Origin of the sequence: Seohaeicola sp. 4SK31 (genome assembly GCF_028802875.1) — a bacterium.
Classification (GTDB): domain Bacteria; phylum Pseudomonadota; class Alphaproteobacteria; order Rhodobacterales; family Rhodobacteraceae; genus Seohaeicola.
In genome coordinates this window covers 20,312-42,961 of the sequence record NZ_JARAMP010000003.1, presented here as the reverse complement: position 1 = coordinate 42,961, position 22,650 = coordinate 20,312, and the positions used below count along the sequence as shown (strand labels likewise).

Here is a 22,650-nt window from a genome sequence, read left to right as displayed (position 1 = left end):
CGCGTGGGCCAAACAACATGGGACGGGGGCGGATTATTTCGCCCCCTGCCCGGGCCGTTACGCCGGTTGTCGCGCTCACCCCTTCAGACGGCTGAGCCAGCCCTTCTTCTTGGGCGCCTCTTCGGTGCTGTCGGCGGTTGCGGCCTCGTCCTCTGCCGGGCCTTCGACGACGTTCTGGAAATTCTCGAAGAACTGATCGGCCATCTTCTTTGCAAAGCCGTCGATCAGGCGGCTGCCCAATTGTGCCAGCTTGCCGCCAACCTTGGCCTCGACGTCATAGATCAGACGCGTACCCTCGGGGATATCCTCCAGCCGCACCTTGGCCTCGCCCTTGGCGAAACCGGCAGCACCCCCCTTGCCCTCGCCCGACAGGGTCAGGCTCTCGCCCTCGACCATGTCGGTCAGGCTGACCTGGCCCTTGAAGGTGGCCTTCACCGGGCCGACCTTCTGCACGACGGTCGCTTCGAAACCGTCTTGCGGGTTGCCCGTCACCTCTTGCGCGCCGGGCACACATTCCTTGAGGACATCGGCGCTGAGCAAGGCCGCCCAGACCTCGGAGCGGGGAGCGTTGATGTCGCGTTGATCGTTCATCTGCATGGGTGAGAGGTCCTTCTTTGGCCGTGTTCTGGCATATCGTGCACGACAGACTAGCCCAGCCTTGACGCTGCGCCAAGCGGTCTGACGCAGGTTCCAGAAAGACACTGGTCGCGGGCCTCTGTCAGGGCTAGGGATAGGCTGATTGCAAAGGTATTTCCATGCGCACGCCCCTTGTCACCGTTCCGCAGAACACCGCCGCCGGGATCGGATTCGTTCTTGCGGGGATGGTCGCGATCTCGATCAATGATGTGCTGATCAAGGCGCTGTCGGGCGGCTATCCCCTGCATCAGATGGTGTTCATCCGCTCGGCCATCGGAATCGTGTTCAGCCTGATGCTGGTGCAGATGGAAGGCGGCTTCAGCATCCTGCGCACACGCAATCCGGGGCTGCATCTGATGCGCGGCGGATTGGTCGTCATCTCGAACCTGACCTATTTCGCGGCACTGGCCGTGATTCCGCTGGCAGAAGCCACGGCGCTGTTCTTTGTGGCGCCGCTGATGATCACCCTGCTGTCGATCCCGCTTCTGGGAGAAAAGGTCGGCCCGTTGCGGCTGGTTGCGGTCAGCGTCGGTTTTGCCGGTGTGGTGCTGATGATGCGGCCATGGGACAGCGATACGCAGGTGTCGCGCGTGATCCTGTTTCTGCCGGTGCTGTCGGCCCTGACCTATGCGCTGAACCAGATCCTGACGCGGCGGCTGGGGGCCAGCACCCGCGCTTCGGCCATGGCGGTCTATATTCAGGGGATATTCATCGTGGTCTCGCTTGGGTTCTACGCCGTTGCCGGGGATGGCCGCTATGCGGTGGGGGTCGAGAACGGCTCGCTGCAATTCCTGCTGCGCGCATGGGTCTGGCCTGAAGGGACAGACCGCTGGCTGTTTCTGGGTCTGGGGCTGAACTCGGCCATCATCGGTTTTTCGCTGGCGCAAGCCTATCGGCTGGCCGATGCGGCGGTGGTCGCGCCGTTCGAATATATCGGGCTGCCGCTGGCGATCTTCTGGGGCTGGGTGATCTGGGGCGAGGTGCCTGTGCCCGTGGTCTGGGCCGGCAGCGCACTGATCCTTGGGTCAGGCGTGTTCGTGTTCATCCGCGAAAGGATGCAAAGCCGCCGTCTGGCCGCGACACCGGTGCAAGGGCGACAATAGGGCTGGTGAGTGGCACCGGACAGCAAGAGGGCAGAGGATGTCCCCTGCCCTCTTGGTCTTCAGTCCTGCCTGATCATCAACCGCGCCCGGACAGCATCGGGATCGTCATGTCCTTGGCATAGGCATTGGCCTGCGCCAGATAGGCATCATAGCTTTCGCGCACGCGGGCCACGTCTTCGGAGGCGGCGGTCAATTCGTCCTGCACCTCGCCCCATGCGGCGCGCATGCCGTCCACGATCTCGGGGCTGAATTGCAGGAACTGCACGCCATCCGCCCGCAGGCTTTCCATCGCCTGCGCATTGAAGAAATCAAACTGCGCCTGCGTTTCCAGCGCCACGGATTGCGCGGCCATTTCGCAGATCATCTGCAGATCGGGTGACAGTTCGGCCCAGGCATCCCGGTTGAACACGATGGCCAGCCCGGCGCCCGGCTCGTTATAGGCGGGCAGGTAGCACAGCTTGGTCACCTTTTGCAGACCAAAGGCCTGATCCAGCATCGGACCGACCCATTCGGCGGCATCAATGGCACCCGACTGCATCGACTGGAAGATCTCGGGCGGGGGCATCAGAACGGCGTTCACACCCAGTTTGCGATAAATCTCGCCACCCAGACCAGCGATGCGCATGTTCAGACCCTTCAGGTCTTCCAGCGTGTTCACCTCGTTCTTGAACCAGCCCCCCGATTGGGTGTTGGAATTGCCGCAATAGAAGCCCTTGAGGTTACGCTGGGCGTAGATGTCGTCCCAGATCTCTTGCCCACCGCCCCATTTGAGCCATGCGAAATGCTCGTTCGAGGTCATGCCGAAGGGCACGGCGGTGAACCAGTGGATCGCGGGGTTCTTGCCGGCGGCATAGTAGGTCGGCCCGTGGCCTACCGGAGCATTGCCCTGCTGCACGGCATCCTCGACCGCGAAGGGCGGGACCAGTTCGCCGCCGCCATGGACGGTGAAGTTCAACCGCCCGTCGGACATGGCGGCGACCACCTCGGCGAAGCGGGTGACGTTGGTGCCCACGCCCGGCGCGTTCTTGGGAAAGGCCGTGGGCAGGTTCCACGTGATGTTGCCCTGCGCGATGGCGGGGGCTGCCAGTGCGGTCGCAGCAGCGGCCACACCGGCCCCGCTGGCCAGAAAGTCACGTCTTTTCATCATGGTCTCCTCCAAATGATGGGTGGGTTGTCTCAGAACAACACGCCGGGCAGCCATGTGGCCAGCGCGGGGAATGCAATCAGGATAGCAAGCCCGATCAGTTGCAGCACCACAAAAGGTGCCACCCCCAGATAGGTGTCGCGCGTCGTGATCTCGCGCGGGGCGACCGAGCGGAAATAGAACAGCGCAAATCCGAAAGGCGGTGTCAGGAACGAGGTTTGCAGGTTCATCGCCAGCAGCACCCCGAACCAGACCGGCGATATGTCTCCGCCCAGCAATGGCGGTCCCAGAAGGGGCACGACGATGTAGATGATCTCGATCGCTTCCAGGAGGAAACCCAGCAGGAAGACCAGCCCCATGATGATGAAGAGCGCGCCCCATTCGCCACCCGGCAGGTTGCCCAGAAGATGGACCGCGGCCTCCTCGCCGCCGAATCCGCGAAAGACCAGCGCCAGCATCGAGGCGGCGATGACGATGCCGAAGACCATACCGGTGATGCGCAACGTCTCTTCCGTGGCGGGGGCCAGAACGCCTGCGCGCCAGAGTTTCCAGACCGCGACGGCCAATCCCAGCAGCAGCAACGCCACCAGCAGCACGGCCACCCCTGTCGCGACCGCGCCAGCCCGCCCGGTGGTCATCAGCCGCAGCACCAGCAGCGCCAGCACCGCCAGCGCCCCCAGCCCCACAAGCACCCGCCCCCGCCCCGGCCGGTGATAGCCCGCCATCATCAGTGCGCCTACGGCCCCCAGCCCCGCTGCTTCGGTCGTCGTGGCGACCCCGGCAAGGATAGACCCCAGCACGGCAAGGATCATCAGCAGGGGCGGCGCGAAACTGCCGAGGATCACGCCCAGCGGGGGGCGTTGGAGGGGTGGCCGCGTGCCGACCGGCGCAGGAGCCGCGCGACCCGCGATGGTCAGCACGGCAAAGGCATAGAGCGCGTAAAGCCCGACCAGCATCAGCCCCGGCAGAAGCGCCCCGGCGAACAGATCGCCCACCGACACGGCATCGGGCGCGAAATTGCCCGCGCGCTGCTGCGCCTCGAGATAGGTATTGCCGATCTGGTCACCCAGAAGCACCAGCAGGATCGAGGGTGGGATGATCTGGCCCAGCGTGCCGCCGGCGCAGATCAGACCGCTGGCCAGCGGCTTGGGCACGCCCGCCTGCAACATCGCGGGCAGACTCATCAGCACCAGCATCACCACAGTCGCGCCGACGATGCCGGTCGAGGCGGCGATGATTGCAGAGAAGATCAGCACCGACACCGCCATACCCCGCGCCGACCCGCCCAGCATCTGCCCCAGCACCTGCAACATCCGCTCGGACACGCGGGATTTTTCCAGCAGCACGCCCATCAGCACGAACAAGGGCACCGCCATGAGCAGGGGGTTGGACATGATCCCGTAGACGCGGGCGGGGAAGAAATTCAGGAATCCCAGATCGAACACGCCGACCAGACTGCCCAGCAGCGCCATCACGAAGGGCACGCCTGCAATGGCCAGCATCGCGGGGATCCCGCTGAGGATGCCTGCGGCCAGCGCCAGACCCAGCATGATCAGAAAAACCTCCGCCAAGGTCATGACTGCGGCTCGCTGCCAGGGCGCAGCACCGCGGCGATGCCTTGCAGGATCATCAGCGCGCCCGCGACCACGACCATCGTCTTGACCAGCCAGACACCGCCCAGACCGCCCGTTTCGACCGCGCCTTCGCGGATCGCCCAACTGAACCGCAGATCGGGCAGAAAGGCCCAGATCATCAGACCGAAGACGGGGATCAGGAAAACCACCAGCGCCACCAGATCGGCGCGGCGCAGATAGGTGGGGGGCAAACGTTCGGACAGCACATCGACCCGCACATGCCCTTCACGCGCCAGACAATAGGGCACCGACAGGATCAGAAGGACCGCAAAGGCATAGCCTGCAAGGTTCTGCAACTTGATGAAACCCATGTCGAAGCCGAACCGCAGGATCACGATGGCAAGGACCGAGGCGACCAGAACGGCCAGCATGGCGGCACAGGCCCATGCCGTCAGCCGGTCCGCCCCGCGCGCCAATGAAAGCACTGCCTGCCGCATCAGGTCGCGCGACGGCTTGCGCCGGCGGTTGCGGTGATGGTCTGCGTCATGGGCCCGTCCCTTCGCATGGGGCACAGCACCCCTGCCCCGAGTGATAGTGAAGCAGCACCCGGATGCCAAGGGAGGGACGTCCGGCACGCGATGCACCTGTCGCGCGGGCAGATGCCTCCGGCGGGGATATTTCGGGCAAGAAGAAGCGGCAGGCCGGATCCCCCTTTCGCAGGCGCCGCTTTCCCGCGATAGTCAGGCCATGATCGAGAAACTGGAAATGTTCATCGCGTTGGCCCGCGAACAGCATTTCGGCCGCGCGGCCGAGGCTTGCGGCGTGACGCAGCCCAGCCTCTCGGCGGCGATCAAGCAACTGGAAGATCAGCTTGGCGTGATGTTGGTCTGGCGCGGCTCGCGGTTTCAGGGCTTGACGCCGGAAGGGCAGCGCGTGCTGGAATGGGCGCGCCAGATCGTGGGCGATGCGCGCACCATGCGCGAAGAGATGCGCGCTGCCAAACAGGGTCTTTCGGGCAATCTGCGGCTGGCCGTGATCCCCACGGCGCTGACGCTCGTGTCGGACCTGACCACGCAGTTCAGCCGCCGCCATCCGAATGTGCGCTTTACCGTGCGCTCCAGCACCTCGATCGAGATTCTGGCGATGCTGGAGAATTTGCAGATCGACGCGGGTATCAGCTATCTGGACAACGAGCCGCTGGGCCGCGTCTCGACCGTGCCGATCTATGACGAACGCTATTGTCTAGTGCTGCGCGCCGATGATCCGCTGGCCGGACAGGATCGCCTGCGATGGGCCGATCTGGCCGCATTGCCGCTGTGCCTGTTGACGCCCGACATGCAGAACCGCCGCATCATCAATCTGCACATGGCCGAAGCGGGGGTAAGCGTGGTCCCGATGGTCGAGGCGTCATCGGTGATCGTGCTCATCAGCCACGTTCTGGCCGGCGGTTGGGCCACGGTGTTGCCCCTGAAGGCGGCGGACATATTCCTGAAGGGCGGTGATCTGGTGGCGGTTCCCTTGACCGACCCGCAAGCCAGCCATGCGGTTGGCCTGATCGCGCCCTACCGCGAACCGCATACCCCGGTTCTGGCGGCGCTGATGCAGCAGGCGCAGGCCATGGCGGAAAACCGACCCGATTATGTCGCCTGAGCGACCAGCTTGATAGGCGTTACCTATCAAACAACCAGAATGCGATATTGATTGACCATGCAACTCTGCGATGATGGGGGAAAGCCGTCACGCCGGAGCCCGTCGCCATGCCAGACATCCACAGCCGCCGCCCTTCGCCCGAGGAGGTTCGGTCCCGGACCAGAGAGATTCTGGCCGCGCATGCCCATCTGGAAGGGCCACTGCTGCCGATCCTGCATGCCATGCAGGAGAGTTTCGGTTTCATCCCGCAGGATTGCGTGCAGCCCATCGCGGAGGGCCTGAACATCGGGCGGGCCGAGGTACATGGCGTGATCACCTTCTACCACGACTTCCGCGAGGCCCCCGCCGGGCGGCATGTGGTCAAGATCTGCCGGGCCGAAGCCTGTCAGGCGCAGGGCGGCAATGCCTTGGCGGATGACACGTTGGCGCGTCTGGGTCTGGAATGGCACGGCACTACCGCCAATGGCGCAGTCACGATCGAGCCGGTCTATTGCCTTGGTCTCTGCGCCTGCGGTCCTGCCGCGATGGTGGATGGCAAAGTCATGGGCCGCGTCGATGCCGCGCGGATGGATGCCATTCTGGCGGAGGTGGGGGCATGAAGGTCTGGCTGCCCCGCGATGCTGCCGCGCGTGCGCTTGGCGCGGATGACGTGGCCGAGACGCTGCTGACACAGGCGCGCGCCCATGGCATCGACCTGACGTTGATCCGCAACGGCAGCCGCGGCATGATCTGGCTGGAACCGCTGCTTGAGATCGAGACGCCCGAGGGGCGGATCGGGTTCGGTCCGGTGACACCCGCCGATGTGGCGGCAATCCTTGACACGCCTGAGGCGCATCCCAAAGCGCTGGGTCTGGTCGAGGCGCTGCCATGGATGGCGCGGCAAACGCGACTGACCTTTGCCCGTTGTGGCGTGATCGACCCGCTGTCACTGGCGGATTATGAGGCGCATGGCGGCCTGTCCGGGTTGCGTCGCGCGCTGGAGATGGATGCCGCCGGGATCGTGGCCGAGGTGACCGAAAGCGGGTTGCGCGGGCGTGGCGGGGCGGGGTTTCCGACCGGCATCAAATGGGACACCGTGCGCAAGGCGCAAGCCGACCGCAAATACATCGTCTGCAATGCCGACGAAGGCGACAGCGGCACATTCGCCGACCGCATGATCATGGAGGGCGATCCCTTTACCCTGATCGAGGGAATGATCATCGCCGGGCTGGGCGTTGGCGCGACAAAGGGTTTCGTCTATCTGCGCTCGGAGTATCCCGATGCTATCGAGGTGATGAATGCCGCCGTTACCATCGCGCGCGATGCGGGTCTGCTGGGGGCGTCGGTTCTGGGGACAGGTCCCGCCTTCGACATGGAAATCCGTGTCGGTGCCGGGGCCTATGTCTGCGGCGAGGAAACCTCGCTTCTGAACTCGCTGGAAGGCAAGCGCGGCGTGGTGCGGGCCAAGCCCCCTCTGCCCGCGTTGCAAGGGTTCATGGGCCAGCCCACTGTCGTGAATAACGTGATATCGCTGGCCACCGTGCCGGTAATCTTTGAGAAGAGTGCAGGTTTTTACCGCGATTTCGGCTTAGGCCGGTCGCGTGGCACGATCCCGTTGCAGATCGCCGGAAATGTCAAACAGGGCGGGCTGTTCGAGACGGCTTTCGGCCTTAGCCTTGGCGAGATCGTCGATGATATCGCAGGCGGCACCCGCACCGGTCGCCCGGTCAAGGCGGTGCAGGTGGGCGGGCCGTTGGGTGCCTATTTCCCACGCAGCAAATTCGACACGCCATTTGGCTATGAGGAATTCGACGGTCAAGGCGGGCTGATCGGCCATGCGGGCGTCGTGGTTTTTGACGAGAGTGCCGACATGCTGGGGATGGCGCGGTTCGCCTTCGAGTTCTGCGCGGTGGAATCCTGCGGCAAATGCACCCCCTGCCGGATCGGGGCGGTGCGCGGCGTGGAAACCGTGGACCGGATCGCGCGCGGGGACGCGGATGCCATCCCCCTGCTGACCGACCTGTGCGAGACGATGAAGGACGGCTCGCTCTGCGCGCTGGGGGGCTTCACCCCCTACCCCGTCATGTCCGCCCTCACACATTTTCCTGATGACTTCGCGACCACCAGAAAGGCCGCCGAATGAAAGACTTCATCCTCCCCCCGAAAGACGACCGCGACATGGGCACGCCCGCGTCCCGGTCCGCCACGATGGTGACGCTCAAGATCGACGGTTTCGACGTGACCGTGCCCGAAGGCACATCCGTGATGCGCGCCAGCGCCGAGGCGGGCATTCAGGTGCCGAAACTCTGCGCGACCGACAGTCTTGAGGCCTTCGGATCATGCCGTCTGTGCGTGGTCGAGATCGAGGGGCGGCGCGGCACGCCCGCCTCCTGCACCACGCCGGTAGCGGAGGGCATGGTGGTGCACACGCAGTCGTCCAAGGTGCGCAAGATTCGCAAGGGCGTGATGGAGTTGTATATCTCGGACCACCCGCTGGATTGCCTGACCTGTTCGGCCAATGGCGATTGCGAGTTGCAGGATATGGCCGGGGCCGTGGGCCTGCGCGATGTGCGGTATGAGGCGGTGGAGACCCATTTCCAGCCCCGCCAGAACGGCGAGGCGAACCCGAACTACATCCCCAAGGACGACAGCAACCCCTATTTCACCTATGACCCGGCGAAATGTATCGTCTGTTCCCGCTGCGTCCGCGCGTGCGAAGAAGTGCAGGGCACCTTCGCACTGACGATCACCGGCAGCGGCTTTGACAGCCGCGTGTCAGCGGGGGCGGCAGGGGATGACTTCATGTCGTCCGATTGTGTCAGTTGTGGCGCCTGCGTGCAGGCCTGCCCCACCGCGACGCTTCAGGAAAAGTCGGTGATCGAACTGGGCACGCCGGAACGGTCCGTCATCACGACCTGCGCCTATTGCGGCGTGGGCTGTTCCTTCAAGGCGGAACTCAACGGCGATCAGCTGGTCCGCATGGTGCCCTACAAGCATGGCAAGGCGAACCGGGGCCATTCCTGCGTCAAGGGGCGTTTCGCCTATGGCTATGCCAGCCATACAGATCGCATCCTGAACCCCATGATCCGCGACCGGATTGACCAGCCGTGGCGTGAGGTGACGTGGGAAGAAGCCATCGGTTTCACCGCCACCCGCCTGCGCGATATTCAGGCCAAACATGGCAAACAGGCCATCGGCGGCATCACCTCAAGCCGCTGCACCAATGAAGAAACCTATCTGGTGCAAAAGATGATCCGCGCGGTCTTTGGCAACAACAACACCGACACCTGCGCGCGGGTCTGTCATTCGCCCACGGGGTATGGGCTGCGCACGACATTCGGCACCTCGGCGGGGACGCAGGATTTCGACAGTGTGGAACATACCGATGTGGTGATCGTGATCGGCGCGAACCCCACCGACGGGCACCCGGTCTTTGCCTCGCGCCTGAAAAAGCGCCTGCGCCAAGGCGCGAAACTGATCGTGATCGACCCGCGCCGGATTGATCTGGTGAAATCGGCGCACATTGCCGCGTCGCATCACCTTCCCCTGCGACCGGGAACGAATGTGGCTGTCCTGACCTCCATCGCCCATGTGATCGTGACCGAAGGGCTGGCGGATGAGGATTTCATCCGCACCCGCTGCGACTGGACCGAATTCGCCGATTACGCGGAATTCGTGAGCGACCCGCGCCACGCGCCCGAGGCGACTGAACTGTTGACCGGCGTGCCTGCGACTGAGCTGCGCGCCGCTGCACGGCTTTTTGCGACGGGGGGCAACGGGTCGATCTATTACGGGCTGGGCGTGACCGAACATTCCCAGGGCTCGACCACCGTGATGGCCATTGCCAACCTTGCCATGATGACCGGCAATCTGGGCCGCCCCGGTGTGGGCGTGAACCCGCTGCGCGGCCAGAACAACGTGCAGGGCGCCTGCGACATGGGCAGCTTCCCGCATGAATTGCCGGGCTATCGCCATGTGTCCGACGATGCCACCCGCGCCGTGTTCGAAAAGCTCTGGGGTGTGACAATCGACGCGGAACCGGGCCTGCGGATCCCCAACATGCTGGATGCGGCGGTCGAGGGTACGTTCAAGGGCCTCTACATCCAGGGCGAAGATATCCTGCAATCCGACCCTGATACCAAGCATGTCTCGGCCGGGCTTGCCGCGATGGAATGCGTGATCGTGCAGGATCTGTTCCTGAACGAGACAGCGAATTACGCCCATGTCTTCCTGCCGGGTTCCACCTTTCTGGAAAAAGACGGCACCTTCACCAATGCCGAGCGCCGCATCAACCGCGTGCGCCGCGTCATGGCCCCGCGCAATGGCTATGCCGATTGGGAAGTGACCCTGATGCTGGCCAATGCGATGGGCGCAGGATGGACCTATACCCACCCCGCCCAGATCATGGACGAGATCGCAGCCACCACGCCCAGCTTTGCCGGTGTCTCCTATGAGATGCTGGAGGAGAAAGGCTCGGTCCAGTGGCCTTGCAACGAGAAGGCCCCCGAAGGCACGCCGATCATGCATGTGGACGGATTCGTGCGCGGGCGCGGGCGGTTCATCACCACGGAATATGTCGCGACCGAGGAACGGACCGGACCGCGCTTCCCGCTGCTGCTGACCACCGGACGGATCCTCTCGCAATACAACGTGGGTGCGCAAACCCGCCGGACCGAGAATGTCGCGTGGCACCCGGAAGATGTGCTGGAAATCCACCCCCATGACGCCGAGGTGCGTGGCGTGAAACAGGGGGATTGGGTGCGGCTGGCGTCACGGGCCGGCGAAACAAGCCTGCGCGCGCATCTGACGGATCGCGTCTCGCCCGGTGTGGTCTATACAACCTTCCACCATCCGGTGACGCAGGCCAATGTGATCACCACCGATCACAGCGACTGGGCCACGAACTGCCCGGAATACAAGGTCACGGCGGTGCAGGTGGCCCTGTCCAACGGCCCCTCGGAATGGCAGCGCGACTATGCGGCGCAGGCCGAACAGTCGCGCCGTATCCTTCCGGCAGCGGAGTGAACCGATGAGCCGCAGCCCCCTTCTCCCGCACCGCGCGCCGCAGCCCTCGCCCCTGCCGGTCGAGCGTCCACTGCCCGAGGAAGTGCCGCTGGCATTGGTCTATAACGGCAGCACACTGGCCGTGATGATGGGCACGCCCGAGGATCTGGAGGATTTCGCCACAGGGTTTTCCCTGTCCGAGGGGATCGTCACCCGCCCCGCCGATCTGGGCGAGATCGAGGTGCTGCGCCACCCGTCGGGCATCGAGTTGCGGATGTGGTTGCCCAACAACCAGGCGCACAAACTGGCGGCACGGCGGCGCGCCGTGACGGGGCCAGTGGGCTGCGGCCTCTGTGGGATCGACAGTCTGGATCAGGCGCTGCGCCAGCCGCCGCCGCTGCCCGATGACAGGCTGCATCTGACGCAAGCCGATCTGACCGCCGCGATGGAGGGATTGCGCGCCTGTCAGCCCCTGCATGACGAAACCCGCGCGGTCCACGCCGCTGGCTTCTACATCCCCGGCCGAGGCATCGTCGCCGCGCGTGAGGATGTGGGGCGGCACAATGCGCTCGACAAGCTGTGCGGCGCGCTGGCGCGCAGCGGAATTGCCCCCGAAACCGGGGCGGTCGTCCTGACCAGCCGCGTCTCGGTCGATATGGTGCAGAAATGCGCGATGTTCGGCGCGCCCTGCCTCATCGCGGCCTCGGCCCCCACTACGGCAGGCGTGGCACTGGCCGAAACCGCAGGCATCACGCTGGCCGCCCGCGCCAAATCGGGCCGCGCGCAGGTCTTCACCCATCCCGCCCGCATCCTGACAGGAGGTCCGCAATGACCGCGTCCCCCGCCGAAAAACTGGTGGCCATGGCCAATCAGATCGCCACCTTCTTCGACACCCAGCCGGGTGATCCGGCGGAAGGCATCGCCAAGCACATCAACGAATTCTGGGAGCCGCGGATGCGCGAGGGGCTTTTGGCCCATGCGGCGACCACGACCGCGGACCTACGCCCCAGCGTGATCGCAGCCTTGCCCCATATCCGGCGCGCCAGACAAACGGCCTGACGCGAAAAGGCCGGTCCCGCCGCGCGGCAACCGGCCCTTTCATCGTTCTTCAAATACTCAAAACGCAACCGCGCCCCGGATCACGCGGGTTGCGTTTCCAGCGCGAAACAGGCGGCATAGCCCGTGGCCGTATCCACGCGGTGCGGTGCCTCGACCTTGCAGCGCGGCATGGCCAGCGGGCAGCGGGGGTGGAAGGCACAGCCGGGTGGCGGGTTGATCGGATTGGGGATCTCGCCCTCCACGGGCTTGCGCCGCCGTCCCGACAGCGCCAGATCCGGCACCGCATCCAGCAGCATCCGCGTATAGGGGTGCTGCGGTTCAGAAAACAGCCGCTTGCCATCCGCCACCTCGACCAGACGGCCCAGATACAGCACCCCGATCCGGTTCGCCATGTGCCGCACGACCGACAGATCGTGGCTGATGAACAGATAGGTCAGGCCCATCTCATCCTGCAAATCCTTCATCAGGTTCAGGATCTGCGCCTGCACCGACACGTCCAGCGCCGAGGTCGGCTCGTCACAGACGATGAATTCGGGCTTGGACGACAGGGCGCGGGCAATCGCGATCCGTTGGCGCTGACCGCCGGAAAACTCGTGCGGGAATTTCTCGGCATCCTTGGCCGACAGACCCACCGTATCCAGCAACTCGCCGACGCGATTGGTCACGTCCGCGCCTTTCATCAGGCCGAAGGTGTGGATCGGTTCCGCGATGATGTCACCAACGCGCCAACGCGGGTTCAGACTCGCGAACGGGTCCTGAAAGATCATCTGGAAGCGGCGGCGCAACTCGCGCATCTCGGCCCCGGCGGTGCCGGTCATGCGGTGCCCGTCAAAGTCGATCGTGCCTTCGGAGGCGCCCAGCAAACCCACGACCATCTTGGCGATGGTCGACTTGCCCGAGCCGCTTTCACCGACCAGAGCGAAGGTCTCTCCGCGCTTGATCTCGAAGCTGACATCGGCGACGGCGGTCAGGAACTGCTTCTCCTCGCGCTCCAGCACCCGGTTCAGCCAGGGCTTGGACACATCGAAATAGCGGGTCAGGTGTTCGATCTTCAGCAATGCGTCAGACATTGGCCTTCTCCTTTGCCGCAGCGCCGACCTCGTCAAAAAGCCAGCACGCCACCTTGCGCCCGTTGCCACGGTCCAGCGGATCGGGACGATCCTTGAAGCAGCGATCAAAGGCACGGTCGCACCGCGGGTTGAAGGCGCAGCCCTGCGGGATGGCGTTCAGGCGCGGCATGGCCCCCGGAATCTGCACCAGCCGCGCGTTGTCCTGTGTCAGCGTGGGGATCGACCCCATCAACCCCGCCGTATAGGGATGTTCCGCCGCCGTGATCACCTCGCGCACCGGGCCGATTTCGGCCAGACGCCCGGCATACAGAACGGCCACCCGGTCCGCCGTTTCGGCAATCACGCCCATGTCATGGGTGATCAGCATCACCGCCGCGCCCCGTTCGGCGCAGATTTCCTTGATCAGGTCGATGATCTGGCTTTGCACCGACACATCCAGCGCCGTGGTCGGTTCGTCCGCGATCACCAGCTCGGGTTCCGCACACAAGGCCAGCGCAATCACCACGCGCTGCCGCATCCCGCCCGAGAAATGGTGCGGATAGTCGTCGATCCGCCGCGCCGCGGCTGGGATGCCCACGCGGTCCAGCAAGGCCACGGCACGGCTGCGCGCCTCGGTCTCTGAAATATCCGCATGGGTGCGGATCGTCTCGATCAGTTGCTGGGCCACAGTGTAGAGCGGGTTGAGGCTGGTCAGTGGGTCCTGAAACACCATCCCGATGCGCTTGCCGCGAATGCGGCGCATCGCCTCTGCATCCAGATTGTCGATCCGCTGGCCTTTCAACAGGATTTCACCCGCCGCGATCCGGCCCGGTGGCTCCAGCAGACCGATGATCGCCGCCCCGGTCAGGGATTTGCCGGCACCGGATTCGCCCACCACGCCCAGGACCTCGCCGGGCATGATGTCGAAGGACACGTCGTCAATGGCGGTCAGGATGCCGCGCCTTGTAGGAAACTCGACCCGCAGGTTGCGGACGGACAGCAGAGCGTCGGTCATGATCTTACCTCAGCCTTGGGTTCAGCGCGTCGCGCAGCCAGTCGCCCAGAAGGTTGACCGACAGCGCCAGCAGCAGAAGCGCGATGGAGGGGAAGAGAATGATCCACCATTCCCCCGAGAACAGGTATTGCTGACCGATCCGGATCAGCGTGCCAAGGCTGGGCTGCGTCGGCGGCACACCCACGCCCAGAAAGGACAGCGTCGCCTCGGCGATGATGGCCAACGCCAGACCGATGGTCGCGATCACCAGCACAGGCCCCATCACGTTGGGCAGGATATGCTTGACCACGATCCGCGCCGGATGCACGCCGATCACGCGCGCGGCCTGCACATATTCCTTTGACTTTTCAACCATTGTGGCACCCCGCACCACGCGGGCGAACTGGACCCAGTCGGACAGGCCGATGGACACGATCAGCACCCAGATCGCCACTTCCTCGCGCATGGAGGGCGGGATGAAGCCGCGCGCGATGCCAAAGATCAGAAGCGCGATCAGGATCGACGGAAAGGACAGTTGCACATCGGCAATGCGCATCAGAAGGCTGTCGACCCAACCGCCCCGCCAGCCGGCCAGAAGGCCCAGACCGATCCCCAGAAACATGCCCAGCGCCACAGCGGCAAAGCCCACGAAAAGCGAGATCCGAGCGCCGTAAAGGATTGTCGAAAAGATATCCCGGCCCTGATTGTCGGTGCCCATCAGATAGACATTACCGGTGAACTGGTTCGGCTCGCCCGGAGGGGTGAAGCCGTCCATCAGGTTCAACGAGGCGGAATCGAACGGATCATAAGGCGCGATCCAAGGGGCGAATACCGCGCCAAGGATGATGATCAGCGCCACGATCGTGGCAACAATCGCCACTGGCGAGTGGCGAAAGGACCAGGCGATGTCGCTGTCCCACATGCGTGCAAAGCGGTTCATGGCAGCGGCTCCTTAATGGCGGGTCGCGGCGCGGTCCACGCGCAGGCGCGGGTCCACGACGTAATAGAGCAGATCGACGATCAGGTTGATGACCACGAACACCAGCGCGATCAGCATGAGGTAAGCCGCCATCACCGGCACGTCGACAAATCGGACCGAGTTGATGAACAGCGCGCCGACACCGGGCCACTGGAACACCGTTTCGGTAATGATGGAGAAAGCGATGATCGAGCCCAGTTGCAGGCCTGTGATCGTGATGACCGGCACCATCGTGTTCTTGAGGGCATGGCCGAAATGCACCGCTCGATTGCTCAGGCCACGGGCACGGGCGAATTTGATGTAATCGGTGCGCAGCACCTCAAGCATCTCGGCACGGACAAGGCGCATGATCAGGGTCATCTGATAAAGCCCCAGCGTGATGGCTGGCAGGATGATCGAAGCGCGGCCCGTCGCGGTCAGAAACCCCGTTGTCCAGCCGCCGATCTGTACCGTGTCACCGCGCCCGAAACTGGGAAGCCATTGCAGTTCCACCGCAAAGACCCAGATCAGCAGCACGCCGATCAGGAAAGTCGGCAGCGACACCCCGATCAGCGAGACGGTCATGATCGTGTTGGACAACCAGCCGTTTCGTTTCAACGCGGTATAGACCCCGAACCCAACACCAAAGACGAAGGCCAGAACGCCGGACACCAAGGCAAGTTCCAGCGTGGCGGGCAGACGCGACAGGATCAGCTCCATCACCGGCTGTTGCAGCCTGTAGGAGATCCCGAAATCCCCCTGCGCGGCGCGACCGATGAAAGTGGCGAACTGCGTCAGGAACGGATCGTTCAGCCCCAATTGCTCGCGCAGCGCCTCGCGGTCGGCGATGGTGGCTTCCTGACCGACCATCGAATTGATCGGATCGCCCACGAAACGGAACAAGGCAAAGGACACCAGCGCCACGACCAGCATCACAAGCACCGATTGCAGGATTCGTCGGATGATATAGGCCAGCATGGCAGGAACCGCCTTTTCAAGGGTCTGTTAGGTCAGCTTTGCTGTCTTAAAGCAAAACGCCCGCGCAGCGATAGACTGCACGGGCGCAAGGATCAAGCCGGATCAGTTTCCGAAGGTGACCGTCGTCATCTTGGGCTGGTTTTCCGGGTGAACGTCCAGATTGATGTTGTCCTTCATCGCATAGGCCAGCATCTGGTTGTGCACGTTCAGGAACACGCGGTCTTCCATGACCTTGTCCCAGATTTCCGCGATCAGCGCATCACGCGCCTCAAGATCGGTCATCGTGGCCAGTTGTTCGATCTTGGCATCCAGTTCCGGGTTGGAATAGCGCGAGCCATTGAAGCTGCCGAAGCTGCCTTCACGGGTGTGCACGAGGAAGTTGAACACATAGGCCGAGTCAAAGGTCGGAACGCCCCAGCCCAGCAGATAGAAGTCGGTTTCCCACTTTTCGATCAGCGGGAAGTGGAGGCTGCGCGACTGCGACACCAGATTGGCGTTGATCTTGGCGCGGCCCAGCATGCCGACCATCGCCTGACAGATCGCCTCGTCGTTCAGGTAACGGTCGTTCGGGCAGTGCAGATCGACCGAGAACCCGTCGGGATAACCCGCTTCGGCCACCAATGCGGCAGCACGCTCGTAATCAGGCTTGCCATAGGCGTTCATCTCTTCCGTCCAGCCGTTCACGAAGGGCGGCAGAGGTGCAGCAGACGGCTGGGACTGGCCGCGCATCACGACCTGCTGGATCGCATCGCGGTCGATCACCAGAGCCATGGCTTCGCGGACTTCCGGCTTCTTGAACGGGTTGTCGTCCACATTGGCCGAACGCAGCTTGTCCGAGGTCATGTCGTAGGAAAAGAAGATGTTCCGGTTTTCAGGCCCGGTGGCGATCTTGATGCCATCGGTCTGCTCAAGCCGCGCGATATCCTGCACCGGCACGTCCTGCACGATGTCCACCTCGCCCGACAGCAGGGCAGCGACGCGCGTCGCGGCTTCGGCGATCGGGGTATAGATGATCTCGGTCACGGCGGGGGCTTCGTCCCAGTGACCGTCAAAACGGGCCATCACGGTGCGGACTTCGGGATCGCGCGACACCAGCGTGTAGGGGCCGGTGCCGTTCGTGTTGCGGACGGCAAAGTTTTCCTCACCGGCTGCAAAGTTCTGCGGCACCACGACGTCATTCGCCTCGGCCCAGCCCTTGTCCATGATGAACGTGTTGGTCAGGTTCTGCACATAGAGCGGCGACGGACCGGTCATCTTCACGTGCACGGTATAGTCATCGACCATCGACACGCTTTCCACCGCGGAATGCAGCGCCTTGAAGCCCGAGCTTTCGGCACGGACGCGATCCAGCGAAAAGACCACATCCTCGGCGGTGAAATCCGCGCCGTCATGGAACTTGACGCCTTCGCGCAGCTTGAACACCCAGACGGACGGGTCTTCTTCGCTGATGCTCCATTCGGTCGCCAGACGCGGCTCCAGCGAGCCATCAGTGGCGCGACCGACCAGCGTTTCATAGATGTGGTGCAGCAGGGTCGAGGTCGGCCCCTCGTTCTGCGAATGCGGGTCCAGCGTCAGGGCATCGGCGACGCGCGCCCAGCGCAGGGTCTCGGCGCTGGCAGCCGTCATGGTCAGCGCCATCGCGGCACCGGCCATCAACATGGCGCGACCCGTCCGCGCGACGGCGGAGGTAGGGAACTTGGAAAACATGGATCAACTCCCGTTATGTGTCGGGTGGGTCAGCACAGGCAGCCCCCCGTTTTGTTTGCAATATTTTGACGCCCGCAGTGCGGGTGGTGGCAGCAGGATACCTGCGACGCTTTGTCTGACGCAACCAGTTTCCTCAAGTTGTCGTCGCGTCACCCACAGGTTGACTACTGTATAGCAATCAGGCCCATTCACCCTTGCGGAAGACAGGCACGCGGCGGCCGTCGGCTTGGACACCGTCGATGTCGATCTGGTCCGACCCGATCATCCAGTCGATATGGATGGCGCTGCTGTTGCCGCCCTGTGCCGCGACCTGCGCCGCGCTCATCTTGTCACCGCCCTTGAAGCATTTGGAGTAACACTGTCCCAGCGCGATATGGCAGGCGGCATTCTCGTCGAACAGGGTGTTGAAGAACAAAAGCCCCGATTGCGAGATAGGCGAGCCATGCGGCACCAAGGCCACCTCGCCCAGACGCCGCGCGCCCTCATCCGTGTCCAACACTTTCCGCAGCACCTCCTGCCCCTTTGTCGCGTGTGCTTCGGTGATGCGCCCGCCTTCAAACGTGACGCGGATACCGTCGATCAGGCTGCCCTGATGCGAGAGCGGCTTGGTCGATGACACATGCCCCTCGACCCGCAGGGCATGGGGTGTGGTGAACACTTCTTCGGACGGGATGTTGGGATTGCAGATGATCCCGTTGCGCGACTGGGACGCGCCGCCCATCCATTCATGCCCATCGGCCAGACCCACGGTCAGATCGGTGCCGGGTCCGGTGAAATGCAGCGCATGGAACGCCTGACCGTTCAGCCAGTCGGACCGCTCGCGCAGGCGCGCGTTATGTGCGGCCCAGTTGGCGACCGGATCACCCTGATCCACACGCGAGGCTGCAAAGATCGCCTGCGCCAGCCGTGCCACGGCCTGATCTTCGGGCAGATCGGGGAACATCAGCCGCGCCCAGGCCCGCCCCGGCCACGCCACGATGTTCCAGTTGATCGCGAAATTCGTGATCCGCTCCCGCGCGGGCGTATAGGCGATGGAATTGGCCTTGTTCGCGCGGCCGACCTTGTCGGGGTCCTCGGCGGCCAGCAGCATGGGATCGTCGCCCACAATGGCCAGACGCGCGGTATTCGCATCGAATGCCGCGCCCATCCCGTCATAAAGCCAGCCTGCGGCGCGATCAAAGCTGTGATCCGCCCCATGACGATAGCGCGCCAGCGCCACCTCGGGGTCCGAAAACAGCGGCGTCACCAGACCGGCCCCCGCCTTGTAGGCGTGTTCCGCGATCCGGCGCACCAGCGGCAACGCCTCGATCGGCGCGGTCAGCAGCAGATCCTGACCCGATTGCAGGTTCAACCCGACCCGGACCGCCAGTTCCGCCAACCGGTCAAGGCTGGCCGCATCAATGGGTCCGGCTGTGGGTGTCTCATGGCGTGTCATCGCTGGCTCCTTGGTTCAGGTCTTGGCCCTGACCATAGCGGCGGGGTTCCCGTCGTCAATCGACCCGCGTGATCACGATACCGACGGCCTGCCCCGAAAAGGCGACGAACCTGTAGCTGTCTGCAGGCAAAGCTTCCTGCAAGGCTTTCCACTCATGCCCACGCCAGCCGGGATAGCCGTAAAGCTCGTCAAACAGCAGCACCGTGCCGGGCACCAGACGGGGCCGGATCGCATCCAGCACGAACCGTGTCGGCGTATAGGTATCCAGATCCAGATGCGCAAAGATCACCGGTTCTTCCGGATACTGGGTCAGCCAGCCGGGGACGGTATCCTGCACCATGCCCTTGATCAGTTGCACATTGGGCAGCACCTCGGGCAACTGCCCATCCAGCGAATAGCGGCCCCGTTCCGCGCCACGGGCATGGCCGATCCAGTCTTCCTCCAGCCCTTCGAAACTGTCGAAGCCCCAGACCGTCACCCCGGCCTTGGCCAGATGCCGGGCGAAAAGATTGACCCCGTGCCCGCGCCAGACGCCGAACTCGGCAAAAAGCCCTTCGGTGCCAAGTGCGGCGACCGCCTGTTGCAGACACCACAGGCGGATGCGCTTCTTGTCCTCGAACAGCATCGCGCCGATCATGTGGTCGCGCAGCGCCTCGAAACTGTCCTGCACGGCATGCTCGCGCAGCAGATCAAGCGGGGTGCGTTCTGCTGCCGGTTCGGTCATCGCGCCACCTGCGACATGCCGTCATGGGATATGAAGAAAGGCCAAGCACGGGCGACGCCCGGACTGCGGGTCATCTGAAAGTGACGCAACACGAAAAACCCCTTTGCACATACCGGACCGCCTGCCGTGTTCACGAAACAAACTTGGCCGCAGACTGTCAAGCAAAGGTCTTGCCCAGCCGGATCAGACCAGCCCCGATCGTTCCAGCAATTCGCGCCCATAGCCGCTGCGCAGCCCCGCCGCGCGCAGGGTGGCAACCGCTGCCGCCTCCTCGACCCGTCCGGCGCGCAGCACGGCCAGCCGGTCACAAAGAAAGCTGACCACCGGAAGATCATGTGTCACCAGCAGGAAGGTCAGGCCCTTCTCTGCACGCAATCCCTTGAGAAGGTTCAAAATTTCCGCCTGGACTGAAACGTCTAGCGCGCTTGTCGGTTCGTCCAGAAGCAGCACCCGCGGCTCCAGCATCAGGGCGCGGGCGATGGCGACACGCTGGCGCTGCCCGCCCGACAACTGATGTGGCAGGCGGAAGCGGAAACGGCGCGGCAGACCCACGGCATCCAGCATCGCCAGGACCCGCGCATCGCGCCCCTTGATCCCGTGGATGGCCAGCGGCTCGGCCAGCGTGTCATCCACAGTGCGGCGCGGATGCAAGCTGCCATAGGGGTCCTGAAACACCATCTGGACCTGCCGCGCCAGATCGGCCCGCCGCCCCGGTTGCAGGGCATGCCCCGCCAGTGTCATCTGCCCTTGCCAGTCATCCACCTGTCCCACAAGGGCCTTGAGGATGGTTGATTTCCCCGATCCGCTTTCTCCCACCAGCGCAAAGCTTTCGCCTTCCGCCACGGCCAGCGAAACGCCATGCAGCACGGTCGTGTCGCCATAGCGCACCGTCAGGTTCTGCACGTCGATCATCGGGCGGTCCCTGCCATGAAACCGTCCAGCGCGGAACGGTCCAGTATCGGCAGTGTCGCGCGCTCCTCGTTCAGCTTGGGCAAACTGGCCAGCAGGCCGCGCGTATAGGGATGCTGCGCTGCGTTCAGCGCCCCCGCACCTAATTCCTCGACGATCTGCCCGCGATACATGACCAGAATCCGGTCGCACCACCGCGCCACCATGTTCAAGTCATGCGAGATCAGCAAAAGCCCCATCCCGCGTCTGCGCACCAGATCGTCCATGATATCCAGCACCTGCCCGCGCACGGATACATCCAGCGCGCTGGTCGGTTCATCCGCGATCATCAGCGCGGGCTCCATCACCACCATCATCGCGATCATCACGCGCTGGCCCATGCCGCCCGACACCTCATGCGGATAAAGCCGGGCCACCCGTTCGGGATCGTCGATCCGCACCGCCTCCAGCGCCTCCAGCACGCGGGCGCGGCGGGCGCTGGCCGACAACTGCGTGTGAAACTCCAGCGCCTCGGCGATCTGGTCGCCGATACGGATGACCGGGTTCAGGCTGAACTTGGGGTCTTGCAGCACCATGGACATGCGCGCCCCGCGCAACTTGCGAAACTCCCGTTCGGGTAGGTTGCGCAGGTCGCGCCCTTCGAATTCCAGACGATCCGCCGTCACCCGCGCCGGCGCACCGATCAGCCCCATGATGGCGCGGCCCGTCATGGATTTGCCCGACCCGGATTCCCCCACGATCCCCAGCCTTTCCCGCCCAAGGGCAAAGGACAGACCGCGCACCACTTCGACCGGGCCTTGGTCGGACGGAAAGGTGACGCGCAGATTGTCTACCGCAAGCAGGCTCATCCCTTGCTCCTTTGCTTGGGGTCCAGCACGTCGCGCAGTCCGTCCCCGAACAGGCAGAAGCCCAGCGAAACGATCACGATGGCAAAGCCCGGCATGGTGGCGACCCACCACTGATCAAGGATGAACGACCGCCCGCGCGAGATCATGGCCCCCCATTCCGGAAGCGGAGGTTGCGCGCCAAGGCCCAGAAAGCCAAGGCCCGCCGCCGTCAGGATGATCCCCGCCATATCCAGCGTGACCCGCACGATGGTCGAGGACAGGCAGAGCGGGATGACATGCAGGCCGATGATGCGCCATGACGAGGCGCCCTGCATCTGCACCGCCGCGATGAATTCGGCATTGCGGAAGGTCAGCACCTCGGCCCGCGCGATGCGGGCATAGACCGGCCATGCTGTGATGGCGATGGCGATGACTGCATTCTCGATCCCCGGCCCAAGGGCCGCGACAAAGGCCAGCGCAAGGATCAGCCGGGGCAGCGACAGGAAAATGTCGGTGAACCCCATCAGCAGCCGGTCCACCCAGCCCCCGAAATAGCCCGCAACCGCCCCCATGATCAGGCCCAAGGGGGCCGCGATCACCGCCACCAGCACCACGATCATCAGCGTGATCCGCGTGCCGTGGATAACGCGGGACAGGATATCGCGGCCCAGCTCGTCCGTTCCCATCCAATGGGTCGCCGAGGGCGGCTGCAACCGGTTGGCCAGCACGCCCTCGGTGGGCGAAAAAGGCGCCAGCCACGGCGCGAAGGCCGCGATCAGCAGCAGCGCCACGATCACCACCAGTCCCACCATCGCCAGCGGGTTGCGTGCCAGCGCCCGCGCCAGCCGGAACCCCTGCCCCAGCCGTGCCTGCATCCGCGTTTCGGGATCGTCGCTGGTCAGCCAGTCGCGCAGGTTCAT

General features: G+C 64.1%; 21 protein-coding genes. 7 read left to right on the top strand and 14 right to left on the bottom strand.

Annotation, left to right across the window (positions count from 1 at the left end; all coding sequences use genetic code 11):
- Positions 1 to 75: 75 nt before the first annotated feature.
- Positions 76 to 597, bottom strand: a complete 522-nt coding sequence (locus PVW27_RS03325; RefSeq protein WP_274555124.1) for a CoxG family protein — start codon at positions 595 to 597, stop codon at positions 76 to 78.
- Between the two features lie 158 nt (positions 598 to 755).
- On the opposite strand from PVW27_RS03325, the gene PVW27_RS03320 reads away from it, so the two are divergent.
- On the top strand, positions 756 to 1,739 hold the full coding sequence (locus PVW27_RS03320; RefSeq protein ID WP_274555123.1) for a DMT family transporter: 984 nt from the start codon (positions 756 to 758) through the stop codon (positions 1,737 to 1,739).
- Between the two features lie 76 nt (positions 1,740 to 1,815).
- Here PVW27_RS03320 and PVW27_RS03315 read toward each other — a convergent pair whose 3' ends face one another.
- Genes PVW27_RS03315 through PVW27_RS03305 form a run of 3 tightly spaced genes read right to left on the bottom strand, consistent with a single transcriptional unit; the run spans position 1,816 to position 5,029 of the window.
- Positions 1,816 to 2,883, bottom strand: coding sequence for a TRAP transporter substrate-binding protein (locus PVW27_RS03315; RefSeq protein WP_274555122.1), 1,068 nt, complete (start codon positions 2,881 to 2,883; stop codon positions 1,816 to 1,818).
- Between the two features lie 32 nt (positions 2,884 to 2,915).
- Positions 2,916 to 4,460, bottom strand: a complete 1,545-nt coding sequence (locus PVW27_RS03310) for a TRAP transporter large permease (protein ID WP_274555121.1) — start codon at positions 4,458 to 4,460, stop codon at positions 2,916 to 2,918.
- The gene (locus PVW27_RS03305) at positions 4,457 to 5,029 is read right to left on the bottom strand and encodes a TRAP transporter small permease subunit (RefSeq protein WP_274555120.1); all 573 of its coding nucleotides are present in this window, start codon (positions 5,027 to 5,029) and stop codon (positions 4,457 to 4,459) included. The genes PVW27_RS03310 and PVW27_RS03305 overlap by 4 nt, the downstream gene beginning before the upstream one ends.
- Positions 5,030 to 5,204: 175 nt before the next feature.
- Between PVW27_RS03305 and PVW27_RS03300 the strand changes: the two genes are divergently transcribed.
- The 6 genes from PVW27_RS03300 to PVW27_RS03275 all read left to right on the top strand — a co-directional run bounded on the left by PVW27_RS03300 (position 5,205) and on the right by PVW27_RS03275 (position 12,149).
- Positions 5,205 to 6,107: a LysR family transcriptional regulator gene (locus PVW27_RS03300; protein WP_274555119.1), complete on the top strand. Its 903-nt coding sequence runs from the start codon at positions 5,205 to 5,207 to the stop codon at positions 6,105 to 6,107.
- A gap of 107 nt (positions 6,108 to 6,214) precedes the next feature.
- Positions 6,215 to 6,706, top strand: a complete 492-nt coding sequence (locus tag PVW27_RS03295) for a formate dehydrogenase subunit gamma (RefSeq protein ID WP_274555118.1) — start codon at positions 6,215 to 6,217, stop codon at positions 6,704 to 6,706.
- Positions 6,703 to 8,229, top strand: coding sequence for a formate dehydrogenase beta subunit (locus PVW27_RS03290; protein ID WP_274555117.1), 1,527 nt, complete (start codon positions 6,703 to 6,705; stop codon positions 8,227 to 8,229). The genes PVW27_RS03295 and PVW27_RS03290 overlap by 4 nt, the downstream gene beginning before the upstream one ends.
- Complete coding sequence (gene fdhF, locus PVW27_RS03285; RefSeq protein ID WP_274555116.1) at positions 8,226 to 11,111, top strand: formate dehydrogenase subunit alpha; 2,886 nt, start codon at positions 8,226 to 8,228, stop codon at positions 11,109 to 11,111. The genes PVW27_RS03290 and fdhF overlap by 4 nt, the downstream gene beginning before the upstream one ends.
- A gap of 4 nt (positions 11,112 to 11,115) precedes the next feature.
- Positions 11,116 to 11,922 carry a formate dehydrogenase accessory sulfurtransferase FdhD gene (gene fdhD, locus PVW27_RS03280; protein ID WP_274555115.1) on the top strand — a complete coding sequence of 269 codons (807 nt, stop codon included), beginning with the start codon at positions 11,116 to 11,118 and terminating at the stop codon, positions 11,920 to 11,922.
- On the top strand, positions 11,919 to 12,149 hold the full coding sequence (locus PVW27_RS03275; protein ID WP_274555114.1) for a formate dehydrogenase subunit delta: 231 nt from the start codon (positions 11,919 to 11,921) through the stop codon (positions 12,147 to 12,149). Before fdhD ends, PVW27_RS03275 begins: the two co-directional genes overlap by 4 nt.
- Before the next feature lie 80 nt (positions 12,150 to 12,229).
- On the opposite strand, the gene PVW27_RS03270 is transcribed toward PVW27_RS03275, so the two are convergent.
- From PVW27_RS03270 to PVW27_RS03225, 10 genes are all read right to left on the bottom strand, one after another.
- Positions 12,230 to 13,219, bottom strand: a complete 990-nt coding sequence (locus PVW27_RS03270) for an ABC transporter ATP-binding protein (RefSeq protein ID WP_274555113.1) — start codon at positions 13,217 to 13,219, stop codon at positions 12,230 to 12,232.
- On the bottom strand, positions 13,212 to 14,213 hold the full coding sequence (locus tag PVW27_RS03265; protein ID WP_274555112.1) for an ABC transporter ATP-binding protein: 1,002 nt from the start codon (positions 14,211 to 14,213) through the stop codon (positions 13,212 to 13,214). The genes PVW27_RS03270 and PVW27_RS03265 overlap by 8 nt, the downstream gene beginning before the upstream one ends.
- Before the next feature lie 4 nt (positions 14,214 to 14,217).
- Entirely contained in the window at positions 14,218 to 15,132 is a 915-nt protein-coding gene (locus PVW27_RS03260) for an ABC transporter permease (protein ID WP_274555111.1), read from the bottom strand.
- 12 nt (positions 15,133 to 15,144) lie between these two features.
- Positions 15,145 to 16,128 carry an ABC transporter permease gene (locus tag PVW27_RS03255; protein WP_274555110.1) on the bottom strand — a complete coding sequence of 328 codons (984 nt, stop codon included), beginning with the start codon at positions 16,126 to 16,128 and terminating at the stop codon, positions 15,145 to 15,147.
- Positions 16,129 to 16,230: 102 nt separating this feature from the next.
- A complete protein-coding gene (locus PVW27_RS03250) occupies positions 16,231 to 17,835 on the bottom strand; it encodes an ABC transporter substrate-binding protein (RefSeq protein WP_432762037.1) in 1,605 nt (534 codons plus the stop codon).
- A 178-nt stretch (positions 17,836 to 18,013) separates the two neighbouring features.
- Positions 18,014 to 19,270: an aminopeptidase gene (locus PVW27_RS03245; protein ID WP_274555109.1), complete on the bottom strand. Its 1,257-nt coding sequence runs from the start codon at positions 19,268 to 19,270 to the stop codon at positions 18,014 to 18,016.
- 55 nt (positions 19,271 to 19,325) lie between these two features.
- Positions 19,326 to 19,994 carry a class I SAM-dependent methyltransferase gene (locus tag PVW27_RS03240; protein WP_274555108.1) on the bottom strand — a complete coding sequence of 223 codons (669 nt, stop codon included), beginning with the start codon at positions 19,992 to 19,994 and terminating at the stop codon, positions 19,326 to 19,328.
- A gap of 183 nt (positions 19,995 to 20,177) precedes the next feature.
- Positions 20,178 to 20,906 carry an ABC transporter ATP-binding protein gene (locus PVW27_RS03235; RefSeq protein WP_274555107.1) on the bottom strand — a complete coding sequence of 243 codons (729 nt, stop codon included), beginning with the start codon at positions 20,904 to 20,906 and terminating at the stop codon, positions 20,178 to 20,180.
- Positions 20,903 to 21,751, bottom strand: a complete 849-nt coding sequence (locus PVW27_RS03230; RefSeq protein ID WP_274555106.1) for an ABC transporter ATP-binding protein — start codon at positions 21,749 to 21,751, stop codon at positions 20,903 to 20,905. Before PVW27_RS03230 ends, PVW27_RS03235 begins: the two co-directional genes overlap by 4 nt.
- Complete coding sequence (locus PVW27_RS03225) at positions 21,748 to 22,650, bottom strand: ABC transporter permease (protein WP_274555424.1); 903 nt, start codon at positions 22,648 to 22,650, stop codon at positions 21,748 to 21,750. The genes PVW27_RS03230 and PVW27_RS03225 overlap by 4 nt, the downstream gene beginning before the upstream one ends.

Excerpts from the sequence above, each read along its gene's own strand:
- PVW27_RS03325 (WP_274555124.1), bottom strand. The coding sequence starts at position 597 with ATGCAGATGAACGATCAACGCGACATCAACGCTCCCCGCTCCGAGGTC.
- PVW27_RS03320 (WP_274555123.1), top strand. The coding sequence starts at position 756 with ATGCGCACGCCCCTTGTCACCGTTCCGCAGAACACCGCCGCCGGGATC.
- PVW27_RS03315 (WP_274555122.1), bottom strand. The coding sequence starts at position 2,883 with ATGAAAAGACGTGACTTTCTGGCCAGCGGGGCCGGTGTGGCCGCTGCT.
- PVW27_RS03310 (WP_274555121.1), bottom strand. The coding sequence starts at position 4,460 with ATGACCTTGGCGGAGGTTTTTCTGATCATGCTGGGTCTGGCGCTGGCC.
- PVW27_RS03300 (WP_274555119.1), top strand. The coding sequence starts at position 5,205 with ATGATCGAGAAACTGGAAATGTTCATCGCGTTGGCCCGCGAACAGCAT.
- PVW27_RS03295 (WP_274555118.1), top strand. The coding sequence starts at position 6,215 with ATGCCAGACATCCACAGCCGCCGCCCTTCGCCCGAGGAGGTTCGGTCC.
- PVW27_RS03290 (WP_274555117.1), top strand. The coding sequence starts at position 6,703 with ATGAAGGTCTGGCTGCCCCGCGATGCTGCCGCGCGTGCGCTTGGCGCG.
- fdhF (WP_274555116.1), top strand. The coding sequence starts at position 8,226 with ATGAAAGACTTCATCCTCCCCCCGAAAGACGACCGCGACATGGGCACG.
- fdhD (WP_274555115.1), top strand. The coding sequence starts at position 11,116 with ATGAGCCGCAGCCCCCTTCTCCCGCACCGCGCGCCGCAGCCCTCGCCC.
- PVW27_RS03275 (WP_274555114.1), top strand. The coding sequence starts at position 11,919 with ATGACCGCGTCCCCCGCCGAAAAACTGGTGGCCATGGCCAATCAGATC.
- PVW27_RS03270 (WP_274555113.1), bottom strand. The coding sequence starts at position 13,219 with ATGTCTGACGCATTGCTGAAGATCGAACACCTGACCCGCTATTTCGAT.
- PVW27_RS03265 (WP_274555112.1), bottom strand. The coding sequence starts at position 14,213 with ATGACCGACGCTCTGCTGTCCGTCCGCAACCTGCGGGTCGAGTTTCCT.
- PVW27_RS03260 (WP_274555111.1), bottom strand. The coding sequence starts at position 15,132 with ATGAACCGCTTTGCACGCATGTGGGACAGCGACATCGCCTGGTCCTTT.
- PVW27_RS03255 (WP_274555110.1), bottom strand. The coding sequence starts at position 16,128 with ATGCTGGCCTATATCATCCGACGAATCCTGCAATCGGTGCTTGTGATG.
- PVW27_RS03250 (WP_432762037.1), bottom strand. The coding sequence starts at position 17,835 with ATGTTTTCCAAGTTCCCTACCTCCGCCGTCGCGCGGACGGGTCGCGCC.
- PVW27_RS03245 (WP_274555109.1), bottom strand. The coding sequence starts at position 19,270 with ATGACACGCCATGAGACACCCACAGCCGGACCCATTGATGCGGCCAGC.
- PVW27_RS03240 (WP_274555108.1), bottom strand. The coding sequence starts at position 19,994 with ATGACCGAACCGGCAGCAGAACGCACCCCGCTTGATCTGCTGCGCGAG.
- PVW27_RS03235 (WP_274555107.1), bottom strand. The coding sequence starts at position 20,906 with ATGATCGACGTGCAGAACCTGACGGTGCGCTATGGCGACACGACCGTG.
- PVW27_RS03230 (WP_274555106.1), bottom strand. The coding sequence starts at position 21,751 with ATGAGCCTGCTTGCGGTAGACAATCTGCGCGTCACCTTTCCGTCCGAC.
- PVW27_RS03225 (WP_274555424.1), bottom strand. The coding sequence starts at position 22,650 with ATGAACCTGCGCGACTGGCTGACCAGCGACGATCCCGAAACGCGGATG.